A 25,982-nucleotide genomic window follows, 5' to 3' on the forward strand; every position below is an offset into this window, starting at 1 on the left:
TGGCAGTCCCTTGCGATGGCCGCCGACAACGGGCATCTGTATCTCGACCAGGACGCGGCGCGGGCATGCAGTGCGTCCTGCGATGAGTACATCAAGAAACTTGTAAAGCATCAGAACGCAGCCAAACAACTCGCCGATGTCACCGGCTGGGGTGATTTCGACATGGGCAAACAGATCGAGCAGGTGTTTTCGCAGAAGGCTGTTGGAGGGGAGAACAACATGGTCGATGTTCTGCAGGGCCATATCGAGGTCGTCTGCCAGATGCAGGCGGTGTTCAAGAAGTTCTTCACCGACACGGTTGCTCGGGACGAGGAGACCGCGTCGAGTTTCGAGGGACCCCGGTAGCGGCGGAGCCTCGAAACTCGATCGACACCTTCGTTCATCCGCGCCCACCACCAGTTCCGAGCGAAAGTGGCGTTCAGTCAGTCAGACTGACTGAACGGCCCGTTCGCTCCGGAGAAAGTGCAGTGAAAAGGTTCAGCTCAATTCGATGACGTTCAAAGCGCCGTCGGCGTGGGAGCTTCGCAGACGCTTCTTGTCGTACTTGCCGACGCTGGTCTTGGGAACTTCGTCGATGAAGGTCCAGCGTTCGGGCAACTGCCAGTGAGCAACTCGGCCATCGAGGAAGCTACGCAACTCCTCGGCCGCGACCTTTTCGCCGTCGCGCACCACGACGGCGACCAGAGGACGCTCGTCCCACTTCTGGTCGGGGACTCCGATGACCGCGGCCTCGCGCACGGCCGGATGCTCCATGACGTGGTTCTCCAGTTCCACCGACGAGATCCATTCGCCGCCGGACTTGATGATGTCCTTGGACCTGTCCGTCAGCGTCAGGTAACCGCCGGGGGAGATGGTGCCGACATCGCCGGTCCGGAGCCAGCCGTCGTCGAACTTGTCGTGCGCGTCGTTGCGGTAGTAACTGCCGGTGATCCACGGCCCCCGCACCTCCAGTTCGCCTACCTGCTTGCCGTCCCAGGGCAGTTCCTTTCCGCTGTCGTCGACGAGGCGAGCGCGAACCGCAGCGATGAAACGCCCCTGCGTGCAACGGAGATCGAATTCTTCCTCCGCCGACAGTCCGACATCGGGTCGTCCCGAGGTGCCGACGGGCGAGGTCTCCGTCATGCCCCACGCCTGCGTGATGTGAATCCCGTACTTCTCGTGGAAGGCGCGCATCAGCGAAGGCGGGCAGGCACTTCCGCCGACGAGGACATCTCGCAGGCTCGACAGGTCGGCCGGATGCTCGTCGAGATGAACAAGCAGTGCCTGCCAGATCGTCGGGACGGCAGCAGCAGCCGTGGGACGCAACGTCGACATCATATCGGCAAGGGGAGCAGGCTGCAGAAACCTGTCCGGCATGATCAACGACGCCCCGACCATCAACGCGGCGTACGGCAACCCCCACGACATGGCGTGGAACATCGGCACGATCGCCAGCACCTTGTCGGACTGAGCGAGGCCCATCGCGTCGGACATGCACGCCTGCATGGAATGCAGCCAGATGGAACGGTGCGAGTACACCACGCCCTTCGGATCACCGGTGGTTCCGGACGTGTAACACATTGCCGCAGCCGATCGTTCGTCGAGCTCCGGCCAGTCGAACTCCTCCGGGCGGCCTTCGAGAAGGGCCTCGTAGGCGAGCACTTCGATCCCGTCGGGCGCGTCGACATCAGCGGGATCGACGTCGACGACGACGAGGTGACGCACCGTCGGCATCGTCGGAAGCAAAGGCGTCAGGAGCGGCAGGAGGCTGGCGTCGGCGATGATCACCTGGTCCTCGGCGTGGTTCACGATGTAGGTGAGCTGCTCGGGGAAGAGACGAATGTTCAGCGTGTGCAGCACCGCGCCCATCGCGGGAACGGCCATGTACGCCTCCATGTGAGGCGCGTTGTTCCACATGAACGTGGCGACCCTCTGGTCGTCGTCGATCCCGATCGACCGGAGCCCATGAGCGAGCTGCGCCGCCCGCTTGCCCAGATGCTCGAACGTGACGGTCGACGGACCGTGCTCGCTCCAGGTCGTGACCTCCGCTGCCGGGTGAATCGACGTCCCGAACCGAACGAGCTGGCCGATCGACAACGGGGTGTCCTGCATGGTGCTCTTCATGAACGTTCCACTCCCAATCATTCCGTGCGCTGTGTGCTGCGCGTCACACTTGCACAATACGGACTACCGCCGAGTGCGCCCGCAGAATCGGCAGGGACTCGAGCCGGCAGCAACGAACCGATCAGCGCGTACGTTGGCATCCATGACCGCTTCGTTCCTCGCGCTCGGTGACCAGCCGTTCGTCTCGCTCACCACGTTCCGCAGATCCGGCGAGCCGGTCTCGACGCCGGTGTGGATCGGCCGCGACGGGGACGAACTGATCGTGCTCACCCCGACCGACAGCGGCAAGGTCAAACGAATCAGGAACTCGGGACGCGTCGAACTCCGCCCCTGCAACCGGCGAGGAAAGGTGCCCGACGACGCCGTCACGCACGCTGGTACCGCGCGCATCGTCACCGACGAGCCCGCGCGCCGTGCAACCGAGTTGATTCGACAGAAGTACGGCGTCGAATTTCGGATCGTGATGCTGATCGAGCGGGTGGTCGCGCGCGGACGCAAGCCCCGGGTGATTCTTGCCATCGACGGCGGGTGAATTCTCACCGAACTCGTCGCGCACGGGACTGGTTTCGAGACACCATCTCCAGCATGACGATCTTCGATACCGACGTCCTGGTGGTGGGAGCGGGCCCAGTCGGGCTGGTTCTCGCCGTCGACCTCGCTCGCCGCGGCACACGAGTGCGCGTCATCGACCGCCGCACCGAGCCCACCGATGAATCCCGCGCCGTCGTCGTACATTCTCGAAGCCTGGAAATGATGGATGCACTGGGCGTCGTCGACGACATCGTGGCATCGGGACGCACGACAGTGGGAGTGCATTTCCACGCCGACGGAAAGTTGTTGGCGCAGATTCCGCTGGACACCGTCGACAGCGCCTACCCGTTCACGGTGACCACGGCACAGACGGAAACCGAAGCCGTCCTGACGAGGCGGCTGCTCGACTTGGGGGTCGAGATCCAAAGAGGGGAAGAGCTGACCGACTTCGTCCAGGACGACGACGGGGTGCGGGCAACTGTCGGAGGCGACACCGTGACGTGCCGATACCTCGTGGGATGCGACGGGGCGTCGAGCACCGTTCGTCATCACCTCGGTCTGAAGCTGCAAGGCTCGTTCGTGGGCGAGCGCTTCCTGATGGGCGACGTCGACGCCACCTACCCGTTCGACACGAGCGCGATGCACATCTTCGCGTCTGCCGGGTCGGGCCCGGCGATGCTGTTTCCGATGGTCGGCGACCGCGTCCGCGTCATCGCAGCGATCGACGCATCCGAATCCGGGCGGGCGCCGTCGTTGGATTGGTTGCAGCGCCTGTGCACTCAGCGAGGGCTCGGCGTGCACCTGCGCTCGCCCCGGTGGCTGACGACGTTCGAGATCCATCACGCGCAGGTGCCGAGGTACCGGACCGGCAGGGTCTTCCTCGCCGGCGACGCCGCCCACGTGCACAGTCCCGCGGGCGGACAGGGCATGAACACCGGGATGCAGGACGCATTCAACCTCGGCTGGAAACTCGCAGCGGCGACGAGAGGGAACGCGTCGGAACTGCTCCTCGACAGCTACCACGACGAGCGGCATCCCGTCGCCGCTCACGTCATCGCCGAGACGACGACCTTGACCACCGCTGCCACCGTCGAATCCAAAGTCGTTCGGACCGTGCGCAACAAGGTGCTGCGCATCGTGGCGGGAACCAAGTTCGCACAGCACCGGATCGCCGACGAGATGGAGGAATTCACCGTCGCCTACCACGGCAGCCCGATCGTCCGGCAAGGCGTGCACGGACACGTGGCACCTGGCGACGCGGCGCCGTCGGTCGCCGGAACCGAGTTGTGGCACAGCCTCGCTCGGGCACATCGGGAGCATCCGAACGACCATCTGCTGGTCGCCGGCACCCCCTCGATGTCGGTGCCCGGCACGACTCCCGTCGTCGTCGACGATCCCGAGCGCAAGATCGCGCAGCGGTACGGGCTCAAAACACCCGACGGTGTCGTTCTCGTGCGGCCCGACGGCTACGTCGGCGCCATCTCGCCTCTCGGCGACCGTGCGCCGATCGACGCCGCGCTGGCCCTGCTCTGAACAGCGGACGACTGCCTCAGAGATCCCTCAATCTCGGCCGGTACGGTGACGCCCGGTAGCGTCGGGCGGAGATCGGGAGTTCGTTGAGAAAGAAGTTGTGGCGCGTGGCGGTCGGCCTCGTCGTCGGCGTGCTCGCCGTTGTCCTCGCGTCTGCGGCATGGGTGGCGACCGTGTCCTTCGGGCGGGTGCACGACGCCGCCGACGCACCCGCCGCGCCGGTGGTCATCGTCCTCGGATCCCAGGTGCGCGACGGCAAGCCGATGAAGTACCTGGAAGGTCGGCTCGACGCTGCTGTGTCGCTGTTCGAGTCCGGTCGAGCCCGCGCGGTTCTGGTCTCCGGTGATGCGAACGGTCGGTCCGGCAACGAAATCGCTGCCATGACCGAATATCTCGTCGACGCCGGAATCCCGTCCGACAGGATTGTCGGCGACGACTACGGCCTCGACACCTACGACACCTGCTGGCGCGCCGCGACGACCTTCGGGGTCGAGAAGGCACTCGTCGTCAGTCAAGGCTTGCACGTGTCCAGAGCTGTCGCGCTGTGCCGGGACGCAGGCATCGACGTCGACGGGGTGGACGCAGAATGCGAATGCAACCGACTCGCGGTGCTACGGAACTTCGGTCGCGAGTGGCTCGCACGGCCCAAAGCCGTGCTGGACCTACTGTCCGGACGCGAGCCTGCCGTCGTGAGCCCCGCCACCGACGAATCGACGGTCACGACGCGTTGACGACAAAATCTCCCCGCGCCCGAGAGTGATGGTGACATCCGCGCGATCCGCATCGTCGGCGTCGTGAGTGGCCATGACCACCACGGCGCCGCGGGCCGCCTCGTCGTCGACGACGCTGTTGATGATCTCGCGGGCCTCCGCGTCGAGACCCGTCGTCGGCTCGTCCAGAAGAACCAGATCTCCATGCTCGACGAGCGCCTGCGCCAGCAGCGCCCGCTGACGCTGCCCCCCGGACAACTCCGCCAACCGTCGCGACCGGAGATCGGTCAGTTTCAACCGATCGATGGCCTCGTCGACGGCACGGCGATCCGCGGCACTGGCCCGACCGAGGATTCCGCGACGTGGCCACGTCCCCATCGCAACGACCTCGCCGACGGTGACAGCCATCCGATCGTTGACGTCACTGCGCTGCGGAACGTAACTGATACGTCGGTGTCGAATGTCGACCGCACCCGACGCGGGCTCGACGATGCCTGCAAGAGATTGCAACACGGTCGATTTGCCGGAACCGTTGTGACCGACGAGAGCGGTGACGGTGCCCGGCTCGAACGACGCACTGACGTCGTGGAGGGCAACGGTGTTGCCGTACCGGACGGTCAGGGATCGAACAGACACGGATTCGCTCACGACAACCATTATCGCATAGGGTTCCAGGCCGTGGACTGGCTACTCGACCCCTTCGCTGTCTCGTTCGTGCAGCGCGCCCTCTGGGCAGGCATGCTCGTATCGATACTGTGCGCGCTCGTCGGAACATGGGTCGTGTTGCGCGGCATGGCATTCCTGAGCGATGCCGTGTCGCACGGAATGCTGCCCGGCGTCGCGATCGCGTACCTCCTCAGCGCGAACCTGCTCATCGGAGCGGCAGTGAGTGCCGTCGTCATGATCGGCGGCGTCGCCTGGGTCTCCCGCAACTCCCGACTGTCCGAGGACACCGGAATCGGACTGCTCTTCGTCGGCATGCTCGCACTCGGCGTGGTGATCGTCTCCCGCGCGAGATCCTTCGCCGTCGACCTGACATCCTTCCTCTTCGGCGACGTCCTCTCCGCCACCTACGCGGACCTGGTATTCCTCGTCATCGCAGCCGCCGTCGCACTCGTCGTCTCCGTCGTCGCCTACCGCCCCTTCGTCGCCATGGTCTTCGACGAACGCAAAGCCCACACCTTCGGATTCCGGCCCCGCCTCGCACACGTCATACTCCTGGCCCTGGTCGTCCTGGCCGTCGTCGCATCCTTCCGAATCGTCGGAACACTCCTCGTCTTCGGCCTACTCGTCGCACCCTCCGCCACGGCCTACCTCTTCGGGCGATCCATCGTGCAGTCGATGATCATCGCCACCCTCCTCGGCTGGTCCGCCACCATCACCGGACTCCTCGTCTCCTGGCACGCCAACACCGCCGCCGGCGCCACCATCGCCGGCCTGGCCGTACTCCAATTCTTCCTCGTCGCCATGGGCAAATCCGCACTCTCGCGCACCCGTCCCTCGGAAGTCCCGAACGTGTCCGCGGGCGCACTTTCCCGGACCGAATGAACCGTTCGATCACTCAGAGTGACTGAACGCCACGTTCGCTCCGAGCGGAGTGGTGGGTGCGGACGAACGAGGGCGCACTGTTTCGGAGCGAACGACCCGTTCGGTCACTCAGAGTGACTGAACGCCACGTTCGCTCGGACCGGGGGGCAAACGAGGCGCTATGGGGTCTGGTTTAACATAAACGACAATCGTTATCATTTCTGCTCCGAGGAGTTCTGTGTTCGCCCGTAAAACCGTTCTGACCATTGGCATTGTTGCTCTGACTGCTGCGGGGTGCGGTAGCAGCGATGATGCTGCACCTGTTGTGGAGGAGACCGGCACTGCTCGGGCGGGTAGTGACCTGGCTGCGGAGGCTGGGTCGACCGAGGTCGAGGGTCCGGAGCCTCGGCTCGTTGTCGCCGACGCCGACTCGGGGCGCATCGAGGTTCTCGATCTCGCCACCGAGGAGTCCGTTCACACGTTCGATGTCGGAAACGCGTCGAGCATCACGACCATCAACGGTCGCTATGCCGTCGCGACCGATGACGAGCAAGCGCATCTGCTCGATCCCGGCTCGTGGACCATCGACCACGGCGACCACACGCATTCGTACGTCAAGGATCCCGTCGACATCGGCTCGCTCGACGGCGCCGAGCCCGCGCATGTCATCGCCGGTGACCGGAAGGTGTCGGTGTTCTTCGACGGCGCCGGGCGTGCGGATGTCGTCGACTTCGATTCGTTGAGCAAGGCCGAGTCGACGGTTGCGACGACGATCGAGTCCAACGCTCATCACGGCATCGCGGTTCCGCTGTCCGATCACTTCGTGGTCTCCACCGGTGGGACGGAGGAGGACCTGCCGACGGGTCTCGAAGTGCGTGACAGCTCGGGTGACGTCGTTCGTCCGCTGGACGCGGCGTGCCCGGAGATGCACGGCGAAGCGGTGTTCTCCAACTACTTCGTCGTCGCCTGCGAAGACGGCGTGCTGAAGGTGGATGCATCGGCGGACTTCGGGACGACGAAGTTCCCGTACCCGACGCCCGACGCTCGGGCATGGTCGTTCGCTCACGGTTCGCGGGGCGCCCTCGTTGCCGCACCGACGGAGACCGGGGTGCTCGTACTCGACACGAGGTCGGGGGAGTGGGTGCAGGCCAGGACCGCCGACGAGGCGCTGTCGGCGGGAGTGTCCAGCGATGGCAAGACCGTGTTCTCCGTGCAGGCGGACGGTACGTTCCGTGTGTTCGACGCGGTGACCGGCGCCGAAACGTCGTCGACGCCCGTTGTTCGACCGACGACCGACGACGACGACGCGCCCGAACTTCAGGTCGGCGGCACCCGCGCCTACGTCTCCGATCCCGTGGCCAGGACAGTCACCGAAATCGACTACCGCGACGGCGGTCGCGTCGCGCGAACCTTCGACTTCGACTTCACGCCCGCATCGATCGGTGTGATCGGCGCATGAAAAAGCTTCTGCTGGCGGTCCTCCCGGTCGCGCTGATTCTGGCGGGCTGCTCGGGTGCGGACTCGTCGGGCACACCGACGATCGTGGTGACCACCAACATTCTGGGCGACATCACCTCCAACATCGTCGGAGACCAGGCCGACGTGCTGGTGCTCATGCCGCCCAACTCGGATCCGCATTCGTTCGAGATCTCCGCAGCGGAGGCTGCGCGGGTGGAATCGGCGGATCTGTTGATCGCCAACGGTCTCGGGCTGGAGGAAGGCGTCGCCAAGACGATCGACGCAGCACGGGCGAACGGCACCGACATTCTCGAGGTCGGCCCCGGCGTCGACCCCATCGACTACGTCTCCGGGCAGTCGTCGGGCGCCGCGGATCCCCACATCTGGACGGATCCGGAGCGTATGCGCACGGCTGTCGGGCTGATCAAGGATGCGGTGACCGAGTCGCTGGATGGTGTGGACGTCGAGGCTGCCGCACAGGACTACGACGCCCAGCTCGTCGAGTTGGACGGGCGCATGCAGGAGCGGTTCGCGCCGATCGTCAATCGCAAGTTGGTGACGAACCACCACGTGTTCGGTTACCTCGCAGACCGTTACGACTTCGAGGTCATCGGTGCAGTCATCCCGAGCGGCACGACGCTGGCGTCTCCGAGTGCGTCCGATCTGTCGGATCTCGCGGGTACCGTGCGCGACGCGGGCGTGCCCACCATCTTCGTCGATTCGTCCCAGCCCGACAGGCTGGCGCAGGTCATGGCGTCGGAAGCAGGAGTCGACGTCGACGTCGTGAAGCTGTTCACCGAGTCGCTGGGGGACGAGAACTCGGATGCACCGACGTATCTCGACATGATGGACTTCAACTCGACCGCCATCGCTGCGGGACTGCGCTGACCCACACCTGCGTGTGCGTGCCACGGTACGCACACGCAGGTGAAAGTGCTTGTCACACATGCATTTGTGCGCACTATAGGCTTTGACAATCATTTGCATGTACCTGTATTTCTTTGGAACATGATGAACAACCGCACCACTCGATCGCTCGGCGCCGTCGTTGCGCTGGGCACCTCGGTTGCCTTGTTGGCAGCCTGCTCCTCTTCTTCCGATTCGACCGACAGCGCAACCAGCGAGAGCTCGGCCGCAGCTGCACCCGTGTCCAATTCTGCTGCGACGCCGCGCTTGACGGTCAGCTACGACGGCGGCGTCCTGGTCCTCGACGCTGCCACGCTCGAGACCGTCGACGACGTCACCGGTATCGACGGCTTCACGCGGCTCAACCCCGCCGGCGACGGCCGTCACGTCTTCGTCAGTGGCTCAGGTGCTTTCACTGCGCTCGATGCCGGTACCTGGACCTCGGGTTCGGAACACTTCACGTCGACGCCGGCGCTCACCGACGTCAAGTTCGACGCCACCACACCCGGACACGTCGTCCGGCACGACGGCAAGACCGTTCTGTTCGACGACGGTACCGGCAAGGTCGAGATCTTCGAATCCGCTGCGCTGCTCGAGGGTGAGAAGCCCGAGACCGACACCTACACCACGCCCGAGGCGCATCACGGTGTCGCGGTGGAACTCTCGGATGGCGCATTGCTCACCACCCTCGGTAACGAGGACGAGCGCACCGGCATCGTCGTCCTGGACGCCGACCGCAAGGAAATCGTCCGCAACGAAGACTGCCCCGGTGTGCACGGTGAGGCTGTTGCAGCCGACGAGACCGTCGTGGTCGGGTGCCAGGACGGGCTGCTCATCTACCGTGACGGTGCGATCACCAAGGTCCAGAGCCCGGATGCATACGGCCGCATCGGCAACCAGGCCGGCGACGAGGACTCACCGGTTCTGCTCGGCGACTACAAGGTCGATCCCGACGCTGAGCTCGAGCGTCCGACTCGTGTTTCGCTGACCGACACCGTGAGTGGTGAACTCACGCTCGTCGATCTCGGAACCAGCTACACCTTCCGCTCGCTCGGACGCGGACCGGCAGGCGAAGCGATCGTACTCGGCACCGACGGTGCGCTCCACGTCATCGATGTGAACAGCAAGTCCGTCACGCAGACCATCCCCGTCGTCGACGCGTGGGAAGAGCCGGTCAAATGGCAGGAGCCGCGCCCGGCGTTGTTCGTCCACGAGGGAACCGCCTTCGTTTCGGACCCGGCGAAGAACTCGGTCCACGCCGTGGACCTGTCCACGGGTGAGGTCACCCAGACGGGCGAGCTCGCCCACACACCCAACGAGCTGACGGGTGTGACCGGCTAGATCCTTGCAGGCGCAACATCGGACGAACCATGCCCGGTGTCGGTGATAAATCACCGACACCGGGCTTGTTCGTTGTCGAAGGACCCTTCCCATCCGGACGAAGTGTGTGTAACTTTGGTTACCAGCAAGCATGATTGTTTCCGAGTGGATGGGCTGCCACCAGGCGTATCGCCGGTGACGGACGGGAAGAGGATCGCATGGTTACAGTTACCGGCAAGAGCACGTCACGTGCAGGCGGGTCTACCAGGCTTCCGGTCGAGACGTACCGCGAGATGCTCGATGTCCTGTCCGAAGGTTCGGTGCGCCGGAACTTCGACCCCTACCGAGACATCGACTGGGACAGCGAAGAGTTCCAGATGTTCTCGCACGATCCGCGGTGGATACTGCCGAACTACCATCCGCTCGGCGGGACTGCGTGGTATCAGCAACTGCCGCGCGGACGGCAGATCGAGGTCGGACACCACATCCAGATCAACTCGGTCAAGGTCGGCGCCGCGTTCGAGAGCATCCTCATCCGCGGAATGATGCAGTTCATCATGAAGATGCCGAACAACTCGCTCGAGTTTCGGTACTGCCTCCACGAGATCACCGAGGAGTGCAACCACATTCAGATGTTCCAGGAGTTGGTCAACCGATCCGGGGCCGACGTGCCGGGAATGCGCACCGACTTCCGCCTCGCTTCACCGACGATGGGCATGCTGGGCGCGGCGTTCCCCGTCGTGTTCTTCATCGGAATCCTCGCGGGCGAAGAGCCGATCGACCACTGGCAGAAGGAAGTCATCCGGCAGGGCAAGGACGTTCCCCCGGCGATGTTGCGCACCATGGAGATTCACATCGCCGAGGAAGCGCGCCACATCTCGTTCGCGCACCACTTCCTCCGTCAGCACTACCCGAATCTCGGCAGAATCAACAAGTGGCTCGTCACGGTGTCGACGCCGATCATCATGCGCTGGCTCGCCGGCGTGATCATGGCGCCGCCGCGCAGACTGGCCGCAGACCTGGACATTCCACGTTCGGTCGTCAAAGAGGCGTACTGGGGTGGCCCGGTGGGCAGCAACCAACTGCAGTCCTACTTCGGCGACGTCCGAATGCTGGTCGACGAGATCGGCATGACCAACCGCACGGCCAAGTACCTGTGGAAGAAGCTCCGCATCGACGGCTCGGTCTCCCGATTCCGCGGCGAGCCGGACCGTTCCGCACTCGACTGAGCCACCGCGTATCGCGACGAAATATCAGAGTTTTGCTCGAGCTCGTCACACGCCCACTCGCGCAATCAGCAGATGATTACCGCAGCGTGTCCATCTGGCGGTAGGAATCCCCCAGGTGGTCGAGGTGCTTTCGCATCAGGTCCATCGCGCCCATGGAATCGCCGTCGGCGACGACGTCGAGAATCGCGCGATGGTCGTGATCGACGCACGTCCAGAAGCCGTCCGGGGCGTGGTCGCGGCCGAATCTGCCCGACAACACCCGGAAGACGGGTGCAGTGATCAACTCGAGCAGGGGGTTCTGGGCGGCGCGGAGCAGGACCAGGTGGAACTCCTGATTTTTGGTGAACGTTTCCGGACCCTGGGCGTCGGTGGGGTCGAAGATCGTCTCGCGTAGCTGCGCGATGTGCTCGTCGGTGCGACGGAACGCGGCGATTCCCGCGGCCGGCACCTCCATCAGGTTGCGGACCTCCATGAGCTGATCCACGGTCACGGTCTCCGCGGCTGCCATCAAGGCGACGCCCGTTTCCAGGTGGGCACTGATGTGCCCGACGGTGGGGGCCGAGACGAAGCTGCCGCCGGTGACTCCGCGCGTCGTCTGAATGAGATTCTGGCTGGCCAAAGACCTGAGTGCTTCGCGAATGGTGCTCCTGCCGACCCCGAACTCTGCGGTCAGCTCGGCATCCCCGGGCAGGCGTTGACCTGGTTGAAGTTCTCCCGACAGGATGCGCTCACGCAAATGCGTGGCCAGGACTGCATACGCAGGTCCGCTTTTCGGCACCGTATCGGTCACGTCGAGGTCCTCACTGTCCGTTCGTCGCATAGTTCGGTCGCATAGTCCGGTTGCCGATGAGCCTAACCTCTGGAACGCGGACCGCTGGTCGAATCATCGGTTCTTTTGCAGTGACATGCCCTAGCCGAACCAGTGGAGGACGCTCGCCAGGGTCTCCGTGAAGCGGAAACATCAGAGGTATTGCGTTCGCCGGGATCGGCGGGCACTATGACTCGTGTCACCTTGCGTCAGTGATCCACGACACTCGCAAGGCCGAAAGAGCCTACTCAGCACCTCTCCGCTCCACCGTGGGCGCCGGCAGAAACGGAAGCTTTGATGAAACGAATTGGAGTCGATGTCGGAGGAACGTTCACCGACCTCGTGCTGTGGGACGACGACGGCACCGTCGTGGTGCACAAGACGCCGTCGACCAATCACGATCCCTCCATCGGCACCATGGACGGCATCGCCGTTCTCGCCGAACGAGCGGGGATCGATCCGTCGGAGATCGACATGTTCTTCCACGGTACGACGGTGGCCACGAACATCGTGCTCGAGCACAACGGATGCGACGTCGGCATGATCACCACCGAAGGTTTCCGCGACCTTCTCCACATCGCCCGCAAGAAGCGCCCGCTCAATTACTCGAACTACCAGGACCTTCCGTGGCAGAAGTGGCAATTGGTGCCGCGCCGTAACCGACGCGTGGTGCCGGAACGCATCGATGCCGCGGGCACCGTCCTGACTCCGCTCGACGAGGACGCCGTACGCGAGCAGGTGCGCCTGCTGAAGCAGCGCGGAGTGCAAGCGATCGCTGTCGCGTTCCTGCACTCCTACCGCAACCCGACGCACGAGCAACGCGTCAAGGCGATCATCGCCGAAGAATTTCCCGAGGTGTTCGTCTCGCTCTCCAGCGAGGTCGCACCGCAATACCGTGAGTACGAACGCTTTTCGACGGCTGCGCTGAACGCATTCATCGGCCCCAAGACCTCGAAGTACATCGCGAATCTCGCCGGCAAGGCACGGGAGGCACAGGTCGGTGAGGACGTTCACCTGATGACCTCCGCGGGCGGCCTCGTGACATCGCGCAGCGCAAGCGAGATCCCGGTGTCGCTGCTGACAAGTGGTGTCATCGCCGGCCTGCTCGGCGGATGCGCAATCGGCAAGGCGTCGGGATATCCGAGCGTCATCACCCTCGACGTCGGTGGCACCTCGGCAGATGTCGGCGTCGCACCCGACGGGGCCGCTGCGCATGAAGCACCTGCTCGACACCCGCATCGGTGACTACCACGCCATGGTGCCGATGGCCGAGGTCGACACCATCGGTGCCGGTGGTGGATCCATCGCTGTCGTCGACGACGGTGGCATGTTCCGCGTCGGGCCGCGCAGTGCGGGAGCCGTGCCGGGTCCTGCCTGTTACGACCGCGGCGGCACCGAACCCACCTCGACCGACGCCATGGTCTCGATGGGCTGGCTGCGGGAGAACAGTTTCCTGTCCGGCACCATGGAAGTGAAGCCCGAACTCGCCCGTGAGGCCATTCAGTCCCACATCGCGGACAAGCTCGGCACCCCGCTCGACGAAGCGGCAATGGGCATCTTCAAGATTCTGGCGCACTCGATGACCGAGGCCATCAGCCTGCACTCCGTGCGCAAAGGGTACGACCCACGCGACTTCTCGCTGATCGCCGAGGGCGGCGCCGGGCCTCTGTTCGCATGGCAGATCGCCGACCAACTCGGTATCCCTCGCGTGATCGTGCCGGGCCACCCCGGCATCACCTCGGCCGTCGGGCTCCTGACCACCGACATCCGTTACGAGGTGCCCACGACGGTGTGGACGTCGTCGGCCGACCCGGACATCGAACTGGTCGCGTCGCAGATGGAACGGTTGTCCCAACAGGCGATCGCGCAGCTCGAAGCCGACGGCGTTGCCGCCGAGAACATCTCGCTCGAACGTAGCGTCGACTGTCGGTACGTCGGCCAGGGTTACGAACTTCGCGTCCAGGCACCCGACGGCGCCATCGACGACGTGTGGATCAAGACCACCGCCGAGGCGTTCCACGAAGCCCACGGCCGTACCTACTCACAACGCTTCGACGACAAGCCTGTGCAACTCATCAACATCAGGGTCACCGGCGTCGGCGCGGTTCCTCACGTCCGCATCGCCGACATCGAGAAAGGCGGCGCCGACGCGTCGGCCGCGATCAAGACCACGACGCAGGCTCTCTTCTGGGCCGACGAGACAGCCAAACCCGAGTGGGTGGAGACGCCGGTCTACGAGCGATCGCTGCTGCTCGCCGGCAACACGTTCGACGGGCCCGCCATCGTCGAACAGTTCGACTCGACCACCATCGTCGGTATGAATCAGCGCGCAGAAGTCGACGCCGTCGGCCACATCATCATCGAGAGGAAATCCGCATGAGCAAGGCGCTGATGCCCAAGACCGGAGTGTCACTCGCCGGTGAGGCGACACGAACGTGGAACGACGTCGAGGTCGACCCGATCACGTTGCGTGTCATCGGTGGTGCACTGCAGTCCATGGCCAAGGAAATGGCGCAGGTCCTCTACCGAATGGCGTATTCGAGCCTCATCCGCGAGTCCGAGGACCTCGGCGCGGGCATCTTCGACGTCAACGGACGAGAGCTCTGCGAATCGGATTCCACACCCATGCACTGCGGTTCGATTCCCGCCTACATTCGCGGCGTCAACCGTCGGCTCGCGGGAACGTACAAGCCGGGCGATGTCATCCTGCACAATCATCCGTACCACGGGGCGGCGCACTCGCCGGACTACGGCGTGATCATCCCCATCTTCTGGCAGGGCGAGCACATCGGCTTCGCCGGCTGCACAGGTCACGTATCGGATGTCGGGGGAAACTTCCCGGGACTGTGCATGGATGTCGTCGACGTCTGGGCCGAAGGCAAACTCATGGACTCCATGAAGATCTACGAGGCCGGAGTTCGCAACGACTACCTGATCCAGCACATCCTCGACAACGTGCGCACGCCGGAGCAGAACCGCGGCGACCTCGAAGCCCTCATCGCCTGTTCGCGGATCGGGGAGAAGCGATTCACCGAGCTACTGGAGAAGTACGGCCTCGACACCGTCATGAGTGCCGGTGAGCGGTGGATGGACTACTCGGAGAAGATGCTGCGCAACAAGATTCGGGAGATACCCGACGGTAGCTACTCTGCGCCCATCGGCTACCTCGACGACGACGGCAAGAACCGCGGTGAACCGCTAGCGGTGGCCGTGCGAGTCCAGGTCGACGGCGAGGATATCCTCATCGATCTCACCGGGTCCAACAGTCAGGTGCCGACGGCGTTCAACGTCCCGTTCGAGGGTTCCGTTCTACCCGTGGCTGTCTCGGCCATCCGCACGATTCTGCTCGACGAGGACGTCACCGAGGAATTCGTGCCGCAGAACGACGGGTGCTTCCGGCCCGTCAAGGCATACGCACCCGAGGGAACCATCTTCAACCCGGACTTCCCGGCGTCGTGCTTCGCTCGTTTCTCCCAGGTCAATCGCGTGTTCGACTCGATCAACCTGGCGCTTGCACCAGTACTTCCCGATCACGCCGTCGCCGGTTCGTCCGCAGCACTGTGCGCGATCGCGTACTCCGGGATCGCGCCGGACGGCGAATCCTATTGGGTCTACATCGAAATCAACGAGGGATCCTACGGCGGCCGGAACGGCAAGGACGGGATGGATGCCGTCGACGCGTTGATGGCCAACACCCGAAACAATCCGATCGAGGAACTCGAGCTCAATCACGCGATGCGGGCTCTGCGATACGAACTGCGTGACGAGGCCCCCGCTCCCGGGCAGTGGCGCGGCGGCATCGGCAGCGTACGCAAGTGGCTCATGGAGACCGACACGTTCCTCGGCTCGGAAGCGGACAATCGCTCCGACGCCCCGGCCGGCGCGCTGGGCGGGCACAACGGTGTGTCCGGATCCTTCACCCGCAACGCCGGGACCGATCGCGAGGAAGTGCTGTACTCCAAGGTCACTCAGGAAACCATCCGGGCCGGCGACACCCTCGAGATCAAACTTCCGTCGGGCGGCGGTTTCGGAAATCCCTTCGAGCGTGACCCGTTCCAAGTGCTCAGCGACGTGTGGGACGAGTACCTGACCGAGGAAGACGCGCGACGTGACTACGGTGTGGTCGTGAACACCGAGAACTGGACCGTCGACGAGGAAGCAACTGCGGGCCTGCGCGCCGGGAGCGCGGCCTGACCGATCTCGGCGCGGTCATCACCTGGTGTGACCGCGCCGGGTCAGGCACCGGCCCCGTGGCCGGGATGAGAATCGGCGTCAAGGACAACATCGACGTCGACGGTGTGGCCACCACGTGCGCATCGAGATTCTTCGACGGGCACGTGGCGAATCGCGACGCGGAGGTCGTCGCTCGACTGCTCGACGCGGGTGCTCGGATCACTGCGAAGCTGAACATGGCCGAGTTCGCGGTCGGCGTCACCTCGCAGAACACCGCGGCCGCCGTCCCTCGAAATCCGTGGGACACGAGCCGGGTACCCGGTGGCTCCAGCGGGGGATCGGGATCCGCGGTATCCGCGGGACTCGTCGACGCATCACTGGGAACCGACACCGGAGGTTCGGTCCGGCTGCCGGCGTCGGCGTGCGGTGTCGTCGGACTCCGGCCGACCTGGGGAGCGATCAGCAACGATGGTGTGTTCCCGGTCAGCGAGGAGTTCGACACCGTCGGGCCGATGGCACGGACGGTCGACGGTGTTGCCCGGCTGTTCACCGTCCTCGCCGACCACCCGGGATCGGCTGCACCGACAACCCGGCGGATAGGTGTTCCCACCACGTTCTTCACCGACGACGTCGACAACGGTGTCGCCGACGCCGTCCACGCTGCAACCCGAGTTCTGGAAACCCTCGGCTACGACATCGTGCCGATCGAGATCCCGGGCGTCGCCGACGCTCAGGACATCGTCTACACGATCGTCTACTCGGACCTGGCGCACCGGCACCGAATCCGCGTGGACCGACAACCGGAACTGTTCCAGCCCGCAACTCTCGAAAGAATCTCCCTCGGGCTGAGCATCTCCGATGCCCAACGGGCGGCAGCCGTCCGCGGTCGAACGGAGTATCGCACCGGACTTAAGAAGGTGTTCACGGACGTGGACGTGGTGCTCACCCCCACGATGCCGGTGGACGTTCCCCGCATCGACGGGGGAGACGACGTCGTCGCCCAGTCTCGCCGGATGGGTCAGTTCAGTTACCCCTGGTCACTGCACGACGGTCCCACTCTTGCTGTTCCCGTCGGATTCCACTCCAGCTCGGGTATGCCGGTGGGAATGCAGCTCACCGCCGCCGCCCACCACGAACAGCAGCTGTTCGACATGGGCTCGCGCTATCAGGCGGTGACGGACTGGCACACCCACTCACCTGGGTGAGCTGGAGCGTATGGTTGTAGATACTTTATGAAGTATCTACAAAGGAAGTAACCATCATGTCCGTGTTGGAAGCCCAGCGTTACGTCCATGTCGTTGCTCCGCACCGAGCGGAGACCGTGGACGAGGCACGCGCACCCGAGCCGGCGGACGACGGCGTGATCGTGGACATCAGGTACTGCGGGATCTGCGCGACCGACACCCACGGGTACTCGTCGGCTGCCTTGCCCCCGGCTGTGTTCGGCCACGAGTGGACCGGAACGGTCTCCGCGATCGGCAAGGACGTCACGACCGTTGCTGTCGGGCAGCGGGTCGTCGGCGGAGTGGGCCCAGCATGCGGGCGGTGCCCTCAGTGCACGGCAGGACACGCAGCGCACTGTGATCTGGCGTTCGCCGAGGCCAACGGAATCACCGACGACGCACCGGTGCACGGCGGATTCGGCACCACGCTGACCGTCTCGGCCCGTCGCGTGGTCGCGGTGCCCGACGCGCTCACGGACGAGGAAGCCGCACTCGTGGAACCGGCGACCGTGACTTTCCATGCAGTGAAGCGGACCGCCATGACGCTCGGATCGACCGTGGTGGTGCAGGGAGCCGGGCCCATCGGCTTGCTCACGGCGCAGCACGCCCGCAACGCCGGTGCCGGCCGGGTGATCGTCTCCGAACCGTCACCGCATCGCCGCGAGCAGGCGACGCGGCTCGGGTTCACCGACGTGGTGGAACCGGCCGACCTCGAGCGCGTGCTGCGCGGAGCAACCAACGGACTCGGTGCCGACGTTCTCTTCGAATGCACCGGAGTGGCAAGTCTTCTCCAGCCGTCGGCACAGTTGGTTCGTCGGGGTGGAGTGCTGTCGCTGCTGGGCTACCCGGGAACGGACTCGCAGGTGAGCTACGGCGACTGGCAGAGTCGCGAGCTCACGGTCATCGGATCGCTGGCGTACTCCCACGAGGACTTCGTCGGGTCGATGACCGCGATCGCCGAGAAGCGACTCGATGTCGCGTCTCTGCACACCGGCACGATCGGGCTCGGGGAGTTGACCGACATGTTCGTCGAGCTGGATTCGGGACAGAGCATCCACGCGAAGGTCTTGGTCGATCCTCGCCGCTAGCGCCTTGTGTGAGTGGAAATGTGTCCTCCAGGACACATTCCCACTCACCTAGGGTCAGTCGGCGTTCGTCGTCGCGCCCAGGAGGTCGCGAACCCGATTGGCGACGGTGATGAACTCCGGCTGTTCCATGGTGGAGCTGTAATCTCGCTCGACAGGGAGGTCGACGTCGAGGATTTCGACGATCCGGCCGGGTCGCGGGCTCATCACGACGACCCGATTGGCCAGGTACACGGCCTCGGCCACGGAGTGCGTCACCAGCATCACCGTCGTTCCGGTTTCGCGCCAGATGCGATGCAACTCGACGTTCATCTTCTCTCGGGTGAGAGCGTCGAGAGCGCCGAACGGTTCGTCCATGAGCAACACTTCGGGCTCGTGCAGCAGCGCGCGGCACAGCGAGACTCGTTGCTGCATACCGCCGGACAGTTCATGGGGGAGTGCGTTCTCGAAACCACTGAGGCCGGTCATCTCGATCAGCTGGTCGGCTTTCGCGGCTGTCTGCTTGCGGTTCATGCCGCGCATCTCGCCCTGCAGCAGGATGTTCTTGCGAACGGTCCGCCATTCCAGAAGTGCGGCGCGCTGGAACACGTAACCGATGCCCCGCTGCGGCCCCTTCACCTGCTTGCCGCGCAGGCTCACACTGCCGGAACTCGCATTGGTCAGTCCGGCAACAACTTTCAGCAGCGTCGATTTGCCGCATCCCGACGGTCCGGCGATGGAGACGAACTCTCCTTCTCCTACCGTGAGGTCGACATCGCTGAGCGCTGTCACGTCACCTCGTTTGGAGGAGAAGCGGACGCTCAGGTCGTCGACGGCCACTGCGGTGTCGGTCAGGACGGTTTTCGGTCGATCGAATGTGGCGGTCATGTCCTTACCTCACTGCTCGGTGGTCGTGGTGAAGGTGGAATCCCAGTACTTCGACGGCTCGTCGGCGCTCTCGAGGAGGCCGGCGTCGGAGAGAACGGTGATCGTGGACACCCAGTCCTCTTCGGAGTTGACGCCCGGCGCGTTGCCTTCGGTGTTAGGGGTGGTGAGCAGCGGGATGGTTTCCTGCCACTGCTGCAGCAATACCGACTCGGGCGGGGTCTGCGGGTCCTTGCCGACCATGGAGGCCACTGCCGCCTCGGGGTTGGCGATGGCGGCTTCGAAGGACTCGGTGGTGGCGTCGACCATGGCCTGGACCAACTCAGGGGAGCGTTCGATGGTCGACTCGTTGGCGATGAGACCGTTGCTGAAGAAGTTCAGGCCCGCGTCGGAGTACTTCAGGTACCGCATCTCGCGGCCACTCTTGTTCGCGATGTTGGGGCCCTGATCGTGTGCGAAGCCGATCAAACCGTCCACCTGGCCGGACAACATGGCGGCAACCTTGCCTGCGGAGTCGAGGCTCTGCTGGGACACCGAACTCTCCTCGACGCCGACGGCATCGAGATAGATGGGGAACGTGGTCGTCGGCGCATCGCCCGCGGAGACCGCGATGGTCTTGCCGGCGAGGTCGGCCGTGGTCTGGATGGGGCCGTCGGCGTAGACCTGGACGGCCGAGGGGGTGGTCTGCAGGAAGACGCCCACGCTCTTGATCTGTACACCCTTGTCGATGTTGGACAGGACGGCCGCGGAGTCGGCCCAGCCGAAGTCGGTCTGGCTGGATCCCGCTGCCTGCGCGGTCTTGGTCGAGCCCTGGCCGGCGGTGATGGTCAGATCGATGCCGTGCTTGGCGAAGATCCCCTCCTGGACGCCGTAGTAGAACGGGGCGTGCTCGCCGTAGGGGTACCAGTTGAGCATCAGCGATGTTGCCGTGGTTTCACCGTCGGTGCCGGGAGCCTTCTCCTCGGCGCCGCCTCCGCTGCAACCGGCGAGTACGAGGGACGATGCGGCGGCCGCCGCGATGACGAGTTTTCCGAGTTTCATTCGATTTCTCCGATGTGTCAGACGGCGGACGCGGATGCAGTGGATCGACGCGACGCGTGCCAGGGGATGAGGAACTTCTCTGCGATCTCGATGATCATGAAGAGGATGATGCCGAGGGCGGACATGATGATCAGCGCCGCGAACAACATTGCGGTGTCGATGTTTCCGTTCGCCTGGAGGATGACGTAGCCGAGTCCTTCGTTGGCTCCGACGAATTCACCGACGACCGCTCCGGTGACGGCGAGTGTCGCGGCGATCTTCAGTCCGGACATCAACTGCGGCAACGACGCCGGGAACCGGACCTTGGCGAAGGTCTTCCATTTGCTGGCGCCCATCGTGGAGGTGAGTTCGAGGATCTCGGGGTCCACCGAACGCAGTCCGGCCATGCCGGCGATGACGATGGGGAAGAACGCCATCAACACGGCGACGAGGATCTTGGGGCTGGCTCCGAATCCGAGCCACACGACGAACAGTGGTGCGATGGCGATCTTGGGAATGACCTGAGCGAAGAGGATGAGTGGATACATCGTCTTCTCGATGCTCGACGAGTAGATCATCAGCACCGCAACAGCTTCGCCGACGAGCGCGGCGATCACGAATCCGGCGATGGTCTCGTACGTGGTGACCCAGGTGTGCCCGGCGAGGTACGAGGCATTGTCCGCCATCGTCGACCAGGTGTCGCTGGGCGACGGGAGGATGTAGGGCGCGACGAGTTCCGACTCGGTCACCGCCCACCATGCTGCTACCAGTACGGCCACGAGCGCGAGCGGGCGCCACAGTCCGGACCACGTGTTTCGGAAGGAGGGCAGAATGTTCTTGAAGCTCCGTCGATGATCCGTCGGCGCAGGGTGTGTTGCCGACGGCTCAGCGGAACGGATCTCGACCGACGTTGTTACCGCCATGAGAAGTCCTCGAGCTAGTAGTGGGCGGGCTACGACGCTCCCGCTGGAATGCGCTTTCCGAAGCTGAAGCGAATGTAGTGTGACCGCGCCCACACTGTCAAGAGTTCTTAAAGTTCACCTGGTCAGAGCGCTGCTCGCACGCAACACGACGGTGCCGGGGGCGTACTCGTGCGTGTCCTGCTCCCCGTCGAGAGCGAGCTTCACCGCACGCTCACCGATCTCCACGAGCGACAGGGCGACCGTCGTCAGGCTCGGAAAGTGATCCCGCAGCGTCGGGATGTCGTCGAAACCCGCGACGCAGACATCGTCGGGCACGCGAAGGCCCTGGCTGCGCCACGCCGCAATGGCGCCGATCGCCATCACGTCCGTGACGGCGAAGACGCAGGGCGGCGCGGTCTCGGAGCCGGGATGCAATTCCAGCGCCGCGGCGAGGCGTCGGGCAGCGCTGAAACCGCCGTCCCGTGAGAAGTCGCCCGCCACTTCGATTTCCGGGGCAAAGCCGTGCCTGGCCAGGGCGTCGACGAAACCGTTTCGCCGGTCCACCGACGTGCGGATGTTGCCGGGCCCGCCGATGATCGCGAACCGTCGGTGTCCCTCGCCGATCAATGCCTCGGCGAGTGCCGCCGACGCCACGAAGTTCTCCGGTTCGACGGCCGCGCCGAATGGTAGCGGTTGCCCGATGACCACCACTTTTCCGTCGTTCTTCCGATACGCAGCGAATTCCTTCTCCAGATCTCGATCCAGGTCACCGCTCTGACGCGAGCCGGCCAGAATGATGGCGTCGGCGCGGTGCGAGATGAAGGTGCTGACCGACTGGCGTTCGATGTCGAAATCGCGCTCGGTACTGGCCAGGAGGACCAGCTTGCCGGCTGCGCGCGCCTCGTTCTGCACTCCGCGCACGATCGAGGAGAAGTACGGATCCGCGACGTCGTGGACCACCAGCCCGATCAGGCCGGTGGAGGACCGCGCGAGCGCCTGGGCCTGGGCATTCGCCACATAACCGAGGTCTGCCGCGGCTGCGCGAACCCGGTCTGCGACGCCTTCTCCCGGGATTCGCGAGGAACCGTTGAGGACTCTCGACGCAGTGGCCTGGGAAACCCCGGCCGCCGCGGCCACGTCCTGCAGTCTGACTGCCGCCATGATCGATTCTCCTCGAGTTGCCGCTTGACCAACCGACGTGGACAGCATAGCTTGGAAAGCGCATTCCGAAGCTGACTTGTTCGCTCGACGCGTGTGGAACTTTCCGCCACACCGTTTCTGGAACCCTTCCCGACGGCTCAGCCCGTCCCCAGCCCTGAACGTCCGTGAACACCTCGACGTCCCTCCTGAAGAACAGGCAACTGCTATGCCCAACCCCACTCGTACCCTGCGTATCGCCATGAACGGTGTCACCGGCCGCATGGGTTACCGTCAGCACCTCCTGCGTTCGATCCTCCCCATTCGCGAGGAAGGCGGCGTCCTTCTCGCCGACGGCTCACGCGTCCAGGTCGAGCCGATCCTCGTCGGTCGCAGCGAAGCCAAGCTGCAGGAACTCGCTGCACTGCACGGCATCACGGAATACAGCACCGACGCCGCATCCGTCATCGACGATCAGAGCATCGACATCTACTTCGACGCCCAGGTGACCTCGCGACGGGCCGAAGCACTGGCGTCGGCGATGAAGGCGGGCAAGCACATCTTCACCGAGAAGCCGACCGCAGAGACCCTCACCGAAGCGATCGAACTGGCCCGCATCGCCGAGAACGCCTCCGTCACCGCAGGAGTCGTGCACGACAAGCTCTACCTGCCAGGGTTGGTGAAGCTCAAGAGACTGGTCGACGAGGGATTCTTCGGTCGAATTCTCTCGCTGCGAGGCGAATTCGGTTACTGGGTCTTCGAAGGTGACGGTCAGCCGGCGCAGCGTCCCAGCTGGAACTACCGCTCCGAGGACGGCGGCGGCATCATCATCGACATGTTCTGCCACTGGAACTATGTTCTCGAAGGCATCCTCGGCAAGGTCGAGACCGTCACCGCCAAAGCGTCGACCCACATCCCGACACGCTGGGACGAGCAGGGGCGCGAATACACAGCGACCGCCGACGATTCCGCCTACGGCATCTTCGAGCTCGAGAACGGCGTCGTCGCCCAGATCAATTCGTCGTGGGCGGTGCGGGTGTTCCGCGACGAACTCGTCGAATTCCAGGTCGACGGCACGCACGGATCCGCAGTCGCCGGGCTGCGCACATGCGTCGCCCAGCACCGATCCCACACACCGAAGCCCGTGTGGAACCCGGATCTCCCGGTGACGGAACCGTTCCGCGAGCAGTGGCTCGACGTACCCGCGAACGCGGAGCTCGACAACGGCTTCAAGCTGCAGTGGGAAGAATTCCTCCGTGACGTGATCGCCGAGCGACCACACCGGTACGGATTGCTCTCCGCCGCTCGGGGAGTGCAACTGGCCGAGCTCGGTCTCCGTAGCTCCGCCGAAGGCCGCCGACTCGACGTTCCGGAGATCACGCTGTGACCGCGGTCGATCAGCGTGTGGCGATAGCATTGCCGGGCAGAGGCATTCACACGCTGGGAGAGCCAGGGGAGTGGACACGGCCGACGAGCCCGATCACCTCGCGCATCGTCTACGCTGCCGCGCACGTCGTCCCGCGTGCGACCGGAGACAACACGCCCGGCGCACTCGCGGACATCGACTGGGACGCAACGCTTGCCTACCGTCGCGAACTCTGGTCCTACGGACTCGGCGTCGCCGACGCCATGGACACAGCCCAGCGCGGGATGGGGTTGGACTGGGCCGCGACCGCGGAGCTGATCAGGCGTTCGGGTGCGGAAGCGGCACGGGTCGGGGGACTGCTGGCCTGTGGTGCCGGAACGGACCAACTGGACCTCGACGCCGTGCCGACGGGTCCAGCCGGGCTCGAGATGGTCCTGGGCGCCTACCGTGAGCAGATCGCCGTCGTCACCGAAGCAGGTGCCGACGTCATCGTCATGGCCTCGCGCGCTCTCGCCAAGGTCGCGGCGTCACCGGACGACTACCGCTACGTCTACTCGACGTTGCTTCGCGAAGTCGATCGGCCCGTGATCCTGCACTGGCTGGGCACCATGTTCGACCCGGCACTCGCCGGTTACTGGGGAAGCACCGACATCGACGAGGCCACCTCGGTGTTCCGCGGACTCGTCGACGAGCACGCAGACAAGGTCGATGGCGTCAAGGTTTCCCTGCTCGACGCACAGCACGAGATCGCCTTGCGCCGAGCACTACCGTCGGGCGTGCGGTTGTACACCGGAGACGACTTCAACTACCCGGAGTTGATCATCGGCGACGAGCACGGCCACTCCGACGCTTTGCTCGGCATCTTCGCCGGCATCTACCCCGCGGCGTCGACGGCCCTGCAGGAACTCGACCGCGGCAATACCGTACGTGCAGAAGAGATCCTGCGCTCGACGCAAGAGCTGGGACGCCACATCTTCTCCGCGCCCACCTATTACTACAAGACCGGTATCGCCTTCCTGTCCTGGCTGCGCGGAAAACAATCGGGGTTCTCGATGGTCGGGGGCTTGGCGTCGGGCCGAAGCGTCGAACATCTGACGCAGTTGTTCGTCCTGGCCGACAGAGCAGGTCTGCTCGACGATCCCGCGTTGGCCGTGCACCGAATGGAGCTGTTCCTGGAACTGAACGGAGTCACGTCGTGACGTTTGCCTGCTACGACCTCGACAACCCCTACGCTGCATTGTCGTTGAACACCAAGACGGTCAACAGGTGGACCTTGAAGGAAGCAGTCGACGGCGCCGCCCGCGCCGGGCTCGGCGCCGTCGGCCCATGGCGAGACCGCGTACACGAAGTCGGTGTGGCGCAGGCTGCAAAGCTGGTGTCCGACGCAGGCCTGCGCGTATCGAGCCTGTGCCGAGGCGGATTTCTGACCGCCCTCGACGACGACGGGCTCGACGACAACCGCCGTGCACTCGACGAGGCTGCAGAACTCGGAGCGCCGGAACTGGTCATGGTGATGGGAGGAATCCCGGACAAGGACCTGATCGGCGCCCGCGCCCGCGTCGAAGATCGCTTGGCCCAGTTGGTTCCCTACGCCCGCGAGCGGGGAGTACGAATCGCACTCGAACCGCTGCATCCGATGTACGTTGCCGACCGCGCCGTCATCTCCACTCTGGGACAGGCACTGTCCATGGCCGAACCCCACCCGGCCGAGACCGTCGGCGTCGTCGTCGACACCTTCCACATCTGGTGGGATCCAAACCTGGAAGAGCTGATCCGCACCGCGGGACGACGCGGCCGCATCAGCTCCTACCAGGTGTGCGACTGGCTGGTTCCGATGGAAGCCGACCCACTGCTCTCCCGCGGAATGATGGGGGACGGCGTCATCGACTTCACGACCATCGGCACCTGGGTACGCGAGGCAGGCTATCGCGGCGACGTCGAAGTCGAGATCTTCAACACCGCAGTCTGGGACACCGACTGCGACCTGGTCGTCGACACGATGAAACAGCGCTACCAAGACCTGGTGCTACCGGCTCTCGTGGGATGAGCGTGGACGGGGATCGCCGCAACCTGGCCTACAGTTGTCGGCG

24 protein-coding genes are annotated in these 25,982 nt (G+C 64.6%); 17 read left to right on the forward strand and 7 right to left on the reverse strand.

The genetic code is table 11. The annotated features are described in order from the left end of the window. Positions 1–15 precede the first annotated feature (15 nt). Complete coding sequence (locus CH292_RS10950; RefSeq protein ID WP_230594074.1) at positions 16–345, forward strand: hypothetical protein; 330 nt, start codon at positions 16–18, stop codon at positions 343–345. A gap of 132 nt (positions 346–477) precedes the next feature. Here CH292_RS10950 and CH292_RS10955 read toward each other — a convergent pair whose 3' ends face one another. Further along, positions 478–2,103, reverse strand: coding sequence for a long-chain fatty acid--CoA ligase (locus tag CH292_RS10955; protein ID WP_094654733.1), 1,626 nt, complete (start codon positions 2,101–2,103; stop codon positions 478–480). Between the two features lie 142 nt (positions 2,104–2,245). Between CH292_RS10955 and CH292_RS10960 the strand changes: the two genes are divergently transcribed. The 3 genes from CH292_RS10960 to CH292_RS10970 all read left to right on the forward strand — a co-directional run bounded on the left by CH292_RS10960 (position 2,246) and on the right by CH292_RS10970 (position 4,895). Next, complete coding sequence (locus CH292_RS10960) at positions 2,246–2,635, forward strand: PPOX class F420-dependent oxidoreductase (RefSeq protein WP_033187997.1); 390 nt, start codon at positions 2,246–2,248, stop codon at positions 2,633–2,635. Between the two features lie 53 nt (positions 2,636–2,688). Further along, the gene (locus CH292_RS10965) at positions 2,689–4,167 is read left to right on the forward strand and encodes an FAD-dependent oxidoreductase (protein ID WP_256978033.1); all 1,479 of its coding nucleotides are present in this window, start codon (positions 2,689–2,691) and stop codon (positions 4,165–4,167) included. A gap of 104 nt (positions 4,168–4,271) precedes the next feature. Beyond that, positions 4,272–4,895, forward strand: coding sequence for a vancomycin high temperature exclusion protein (locus tag CH292_RS10970; protein WP_094654735.1), 624 nt, complete (start codon positions 4,272–4,274; stop codon positions 4,893–4,895). Here the strand turns inward: CH292_RS10970 and aztA are convergent. After that, entirely contained in the window at positions 4,827–5,531 is a 705-nt protein-coding gene (gene aztA, locus CH292_RS10975) for a zinc ABC transporter ATP-binding protein AztA (protein WP_094654736.1), read from the reverse strand. The genes CH292_RS10970 and aztA overlap by 69 nt on opposite strands. A 21-nt stretch (positions 5,532–5,552) precedes the next feature. Between aztA and aztB the strand changes: the two genes are divergently transcribed. The 5 genes from aztB to CH292_RS11000 all read left to right on the forward strand — a co-directional run bounded on the left by aztB (position 5,553) and on the right by CH292_RS11000 (position 11,314). Beyond that, entirely contained in the window at positions 5,553–6,422 is an 870-nt protein-coding gene (gene aztB, locus CH292_RS10980; RefSeq protein WP_094654737.1) for a zinc ABC transporter permease AztB, read from the forward strand. Between the two features lie 217 nt (positions 6,423–6,639). Then, positions 6,640–7,860, forward strand: coding sequence for a hypothetical protein (locus tag CH292_RS10985; protein ID WP_256978035.1), 1,221 nt, complete (start codon positions 6,640–6,642; stop codon positions 7,858–7,860). Beyond that, a complete protein-coding gene (gene aztC / locus CH292_RS10990; RefSeq protein WP_094654739.1) occupies positions 7,857–8,747 on the forward strand; it encodes a zinc ABC transporter substrate-binding protein AztC in 891 nt (296 codons plus the stop codon). The genes CH292_RS10985 and aztC overlap by 4 nt, the downstream gene beginning before the upstream one ends. 120 nt (positions 8,748–8,867) lie before the next feature. Beyond that, positions 8,868–10,106: a zinc metallochaperone AztD gene (aztD, locus tag CH292_RS10995; RefSeq protein WP_037138836.1), complete on the forward strand. Its 1,239-nt coding sequence runs from the start codon at positions 8,868–8,870 to the stop codon at positions 10,104–10,106. Between the two features lie 197 nt (positions 10,107–10,303). Beyond that, the gene (locus CH292_RS11000) at positions 10,304–11,314 is read left to right on the forward strand and encodes a diiron oxygenase (protein ID WP_218828979.1); all 1,011 of its coding nucleotides are present in this window, start codon (positions 10,304–10,306) and stop codon (positions 11,312–11,314) included. A 76-nt stretch (positions 11,315–11,390) separates the two neighbouring features. Here CH292_RS11000 and CH292_RS11005 read toward each other — a convergent pair whose 3' ends face one another. Further along, positions 11,391–12,134: a FadR/GntR family transcriptional regulator gene (locus CH292_RS11005; RefSeq protein ID WP_019666725.1), complete on the reverse strand. Its 744-nt coding sequence runs from the start codon at positions 12,132–12,134 to the stop codon at positions 11,391–11,393. Positions 12,135–12,419: 285 nt separating this feature from the next. Between CH292_RS11005 and CH292_RS29325 the strand changes: the two genes are divergently transcribed. From CH292_RS29325 to CH292_RS11025, 5 genes are read left to right on the forward strand one after another with little or no spacing between them, the layout of a single operon-like run. Beyond that, the gene (locus CH292_RS29325) at positions 12,420–13,367 is read left to right on the forward strand and encodes a hydantoinase/oxoprolinase family protein (protein ID WP_256978037.1); all 948 of its coding nucleotides are present in this window, start codon (positions 12,420–12,422) and stop codon (positions 13,365–13,367) included. Continuing rightward, positions 13,288–14,502, forward strand: coding sequence for a hydantoinase/oxoprolinase family protein (locus tag CH292_RS29330; protein ID WP_256978039.1), 1,215 nt, complete (start codon positions 13,288–13,290; stop codon positions 14,500–14,502). Before CH292_RS29325 ends, CH292_RS29330 begins: the two co-directional genes overlap by 80 nt. Continuing rightward, positions 14,499–16,316, forward strand: coding sequence for a hydantoinase B/oxoprolinase family protein (locus CH292_RS11015; RefSeq protein ID WP_094654741.1), 1,818 nt, complete (start codon positions 14,499–14,501; stop codon positions 16,314–16,316). Before CH292_RS29330 ends, CH292_RS11015 begins: the two co-directional genes overlap by 4 nt. Positions 16,317–16,333: 17 nt before the next feature. Further along, positions 16,334–17,500 (forward strand): amidase, encoded by a 1,167-nt coding sequence (locus CH292_RS11020; RefSeq protein ID WP_256978046.1) that lies wholly within the window; start codon positions 16,334–16,336, stop codon positions 17,498–17,500. A gap of 56 nt (positions 17,501–17,556) precedes the next feature. Beyond that, positions 17,557–18,606, forward strand: a complete 1,050-nt coding sequence (locus CH292_RS11025) for a zinc-binding dehydrogenase (protein WP_094654743.1) — start codon at positions 17,557–17,559, stop codon at positions 18,604–18,606. Between the two features lie 54 nt (positions 18,607–18,660). Here CH292_RS11025 and CH292_RS11030 read toward each other — a convergent pair whose 3' ends face one another. The 4 genes from CH292_RS11030 to CH292_RS11045 form a co-directional block, all read right to left on the reverse strand. After that, positions 18,661–19,470, reverse strand: coding sequence for an ABC transporter ATP-binding protein (locus CH292_RS11030; RefSeq protein WP_033187835.1), 810 nt, complete (start codon positions 19,468–19,470; stop codon positions 18,661–18,663). A gap of 9 nt (positions 19,471–19,479) precedes the next feature. Continuing rightward, positions 19,480–20,508, reverse strand: coding sequence for an ABC transporter substrate-binding protein (locus CH292_RS11035; protein WP_094654744.1), 1,029 nt, complete (start codon positions 20,506–20,508; stop codon positions 19,480–19,482). Positions 20,509–20,525: 17 nt separating this feature from the next. Then, on the reverse strand, positions 20,526–21,410 hold the full coding sequence (locus tag CH292_RS11040; protein ID WP_019666718.1) for an ABC transporter permease: 885 nt from the start codon (positions 21,408–21,410) through the stop codon (positions 20,526–20,528). A gap of 114 nt (positions 21,411–21,524) precedes the next feature. Continuing rightward, on the reverse strand, positions 21,525–22,550 hold the full coding sequence (locus tag CH292_RS11045; protein ID WP_037138849.1) for a LacI family DNA-binding transcriptional regulator: 1,026 nt from the start codon (positions 22,548–22,550) through the stop codon (positions 21,525–21,527). A gap of 205 nt (positions 22,551–22,755) precedes the next feature. On the opposite strand from CH292_RS11045, the gene CH292_RS11050 reads away from it, so the two are divergent. The 3 genes from CH292_RS11050 to CH292_RS11060 are packed head-to-tail and all read left to right on the forward strand — an operon-like array spanning position 22,756 to position 25,939. Beyond that, the gene (locus CH292_RS11050; RefSeq protein ID WP_094654745.1) at positions 22,756–23,913 is read left to right on the forward strand and encodes a Gfo/Idh/MocA family protein; all 1,158 of its coding nucleotides are present in this window, start codon (positions 22,756–22,758) and stop codon (positions 23,911–23,913) included. Next, positions 23,910–25,091: a dihydrodipicolinate synthase family protein gene (locus CH292_RS11055; protein ID WP_094654746.1), complete on the forward strand. Its 1,182-nt coding sequence runs from the start codon at positions 23,910–23,912 to the stop codon at positions 25,089–25,091. Before CH292_RS11050 ends, CH292_RS11055 begins: the two co-directional genes overlap by 4 nt. Then, the gene (locus CH292_RS11060; protein ID WP_094654747.1) at positions 25,088–25,939 is read left to right on the forward strand and encodes a sugar phosphate isomerase/epimerase; all 852 of its coding nucleotides are present in this window, start codon (positions 25,088–25,090) and stop codon (positions 25,937–25,939) included. Before CH292_RS11055 ends, CH292_RS11060 begins: the two co-directional genes overlap by 4 nt. The last annotated feature ends 43 nt before the right edge of the window (positions 25,940–25,982 follow it).

Source organism: Rhodococcus sp. 14-2470-1a (assembly GCF_002259425.1).
GTDB lineage: Bacteria > Actinomycetota > Actinomycetes > Mycobacteriales > Mycobacteriaceae > Rhodococcoides > Rhodococcoides fascians_E.

Excerpts from the sequence above, each read along its gene's own strand:
- CH292_RS10950 (WP_230594074.1), top strand. The coding sequence starts at position 16 with ATGGCCGCCGACAACGGGCATCTGTATCTCGACCAGGACGCGGCGCGG.
- CH292_RS10955 (WP_094654733.1), bottom strand. The coding sequence starts at position 2,103 with ATGAAGAGCACCATGCAGGACACCCCGTTGTCGATCGGCCAGCTCGTT.
- CH292_RS10960 (WP_033187997.1), top strand. The coding sequence starts at position 2,246 with ATGACCGCTTCGTTCCTCGCGCTCGGTGACCAGCCGTTCGTCTCGCTC.
- CH292_RS10965 (WP_256978033.1), top strand. The coding sequence starts at position 2,689 with ATGACGATCTTCGATACCGACGTCCTGGTGGTGGGAGCGGGCCCAGTC.
- aztA (WP_094654736.1), bottom strand. The coding sequence starts at position 5,531 with ATGGTTGTCGTGAGCGAATCCGTGTCTGTTCGATCCCTGACCGTCCGG.
- aztC (WP_094654739.1), top strand. The coding sequence starts at position 7,857 with ATGAAAAAGCTTCTGCTGGCGGTCCTCCCGGTCGCGCTGATTCTGGCG.
- aztD (WP_037138836.1), top strand. The coding sequence starts at position 8,868 with ATGATGAACAACCGCACCACTCGATCGCTCGGCGCCGTCGTTGCGCTG.
- CH292_RS11000 (WP_218828979.1), top strand. The coding sequence starts at position 10,304 with ATGGTTACAGTTACCGGCAAGAGCACGTCACGTGCAGGCGGGTCTACC.
- CH292_RS11005 (WP_019666725.1), bottom strand. The coding sequence starts at position 12,134 with ATGCGACGAACGGACAGTGAGGACCTCGACGTGACCGATACGGTGCCG.
- CH292_RS29325 (WP_256978037.1), top strand. The coding sequence starts at position 12,420 with ATGAAACGAATTGGAGTCGATGTCGGAGGAACGTTCACCGACCTCGTG.
- CH292_RS11015 (WP_094654741.1), top strand. The coding sequence starts at position 14,499 with ATGAGCAAGGCGCTGATGCCCAAGACCGGAGTGTCACTCGCCGGTGAG.
- CH292_RS11025 (WP_094654743.1), top strand. The coding sequence starts at position 17,557 with ATGTCCGTGTTGGAAGCCCAGCGTTACGTCCATGTCGTTGCTCCGCAC.
- CH292_RS11030 (WP_033187835.1), bottom strand. The coding sequence starts at position 19,470 with ATGACCGCCACATTCGATCGACCGAAAACCGTCCTGACCGACACCGCA.
- CH292_RS11035 (WP_094654744.1), bottom strand. The coding sequence starts at position 20,508 with ATGAAACTCGGAAAACTCGTCATCGCGGCGGCCGCCGCATCGTCCCTC.
- CH292_RS11040 (WP_019666718.1), bottom strand. The coding sequence starts at position 21,410 with ATGGCGGTAACAACGTCGGTCGAGATCCGTTCCGCTGAGCCGTCGGCA.
- CH292_RS11045 (WP_037138849.1), bottom strand. The coding sequence starts at position 22,550 with ATGGCGGCAGTCAGACTGCAGGACGTGGCCGCGGCGGCCGGGGTTTCC.
- CH292_RS11050 (WP_094654745.1), top strand. The coding sequence starts at position 22,756 with ATGCCCAACCCCACTCGTACCCTGCGTATCGCCATGAACGGTGTCACC.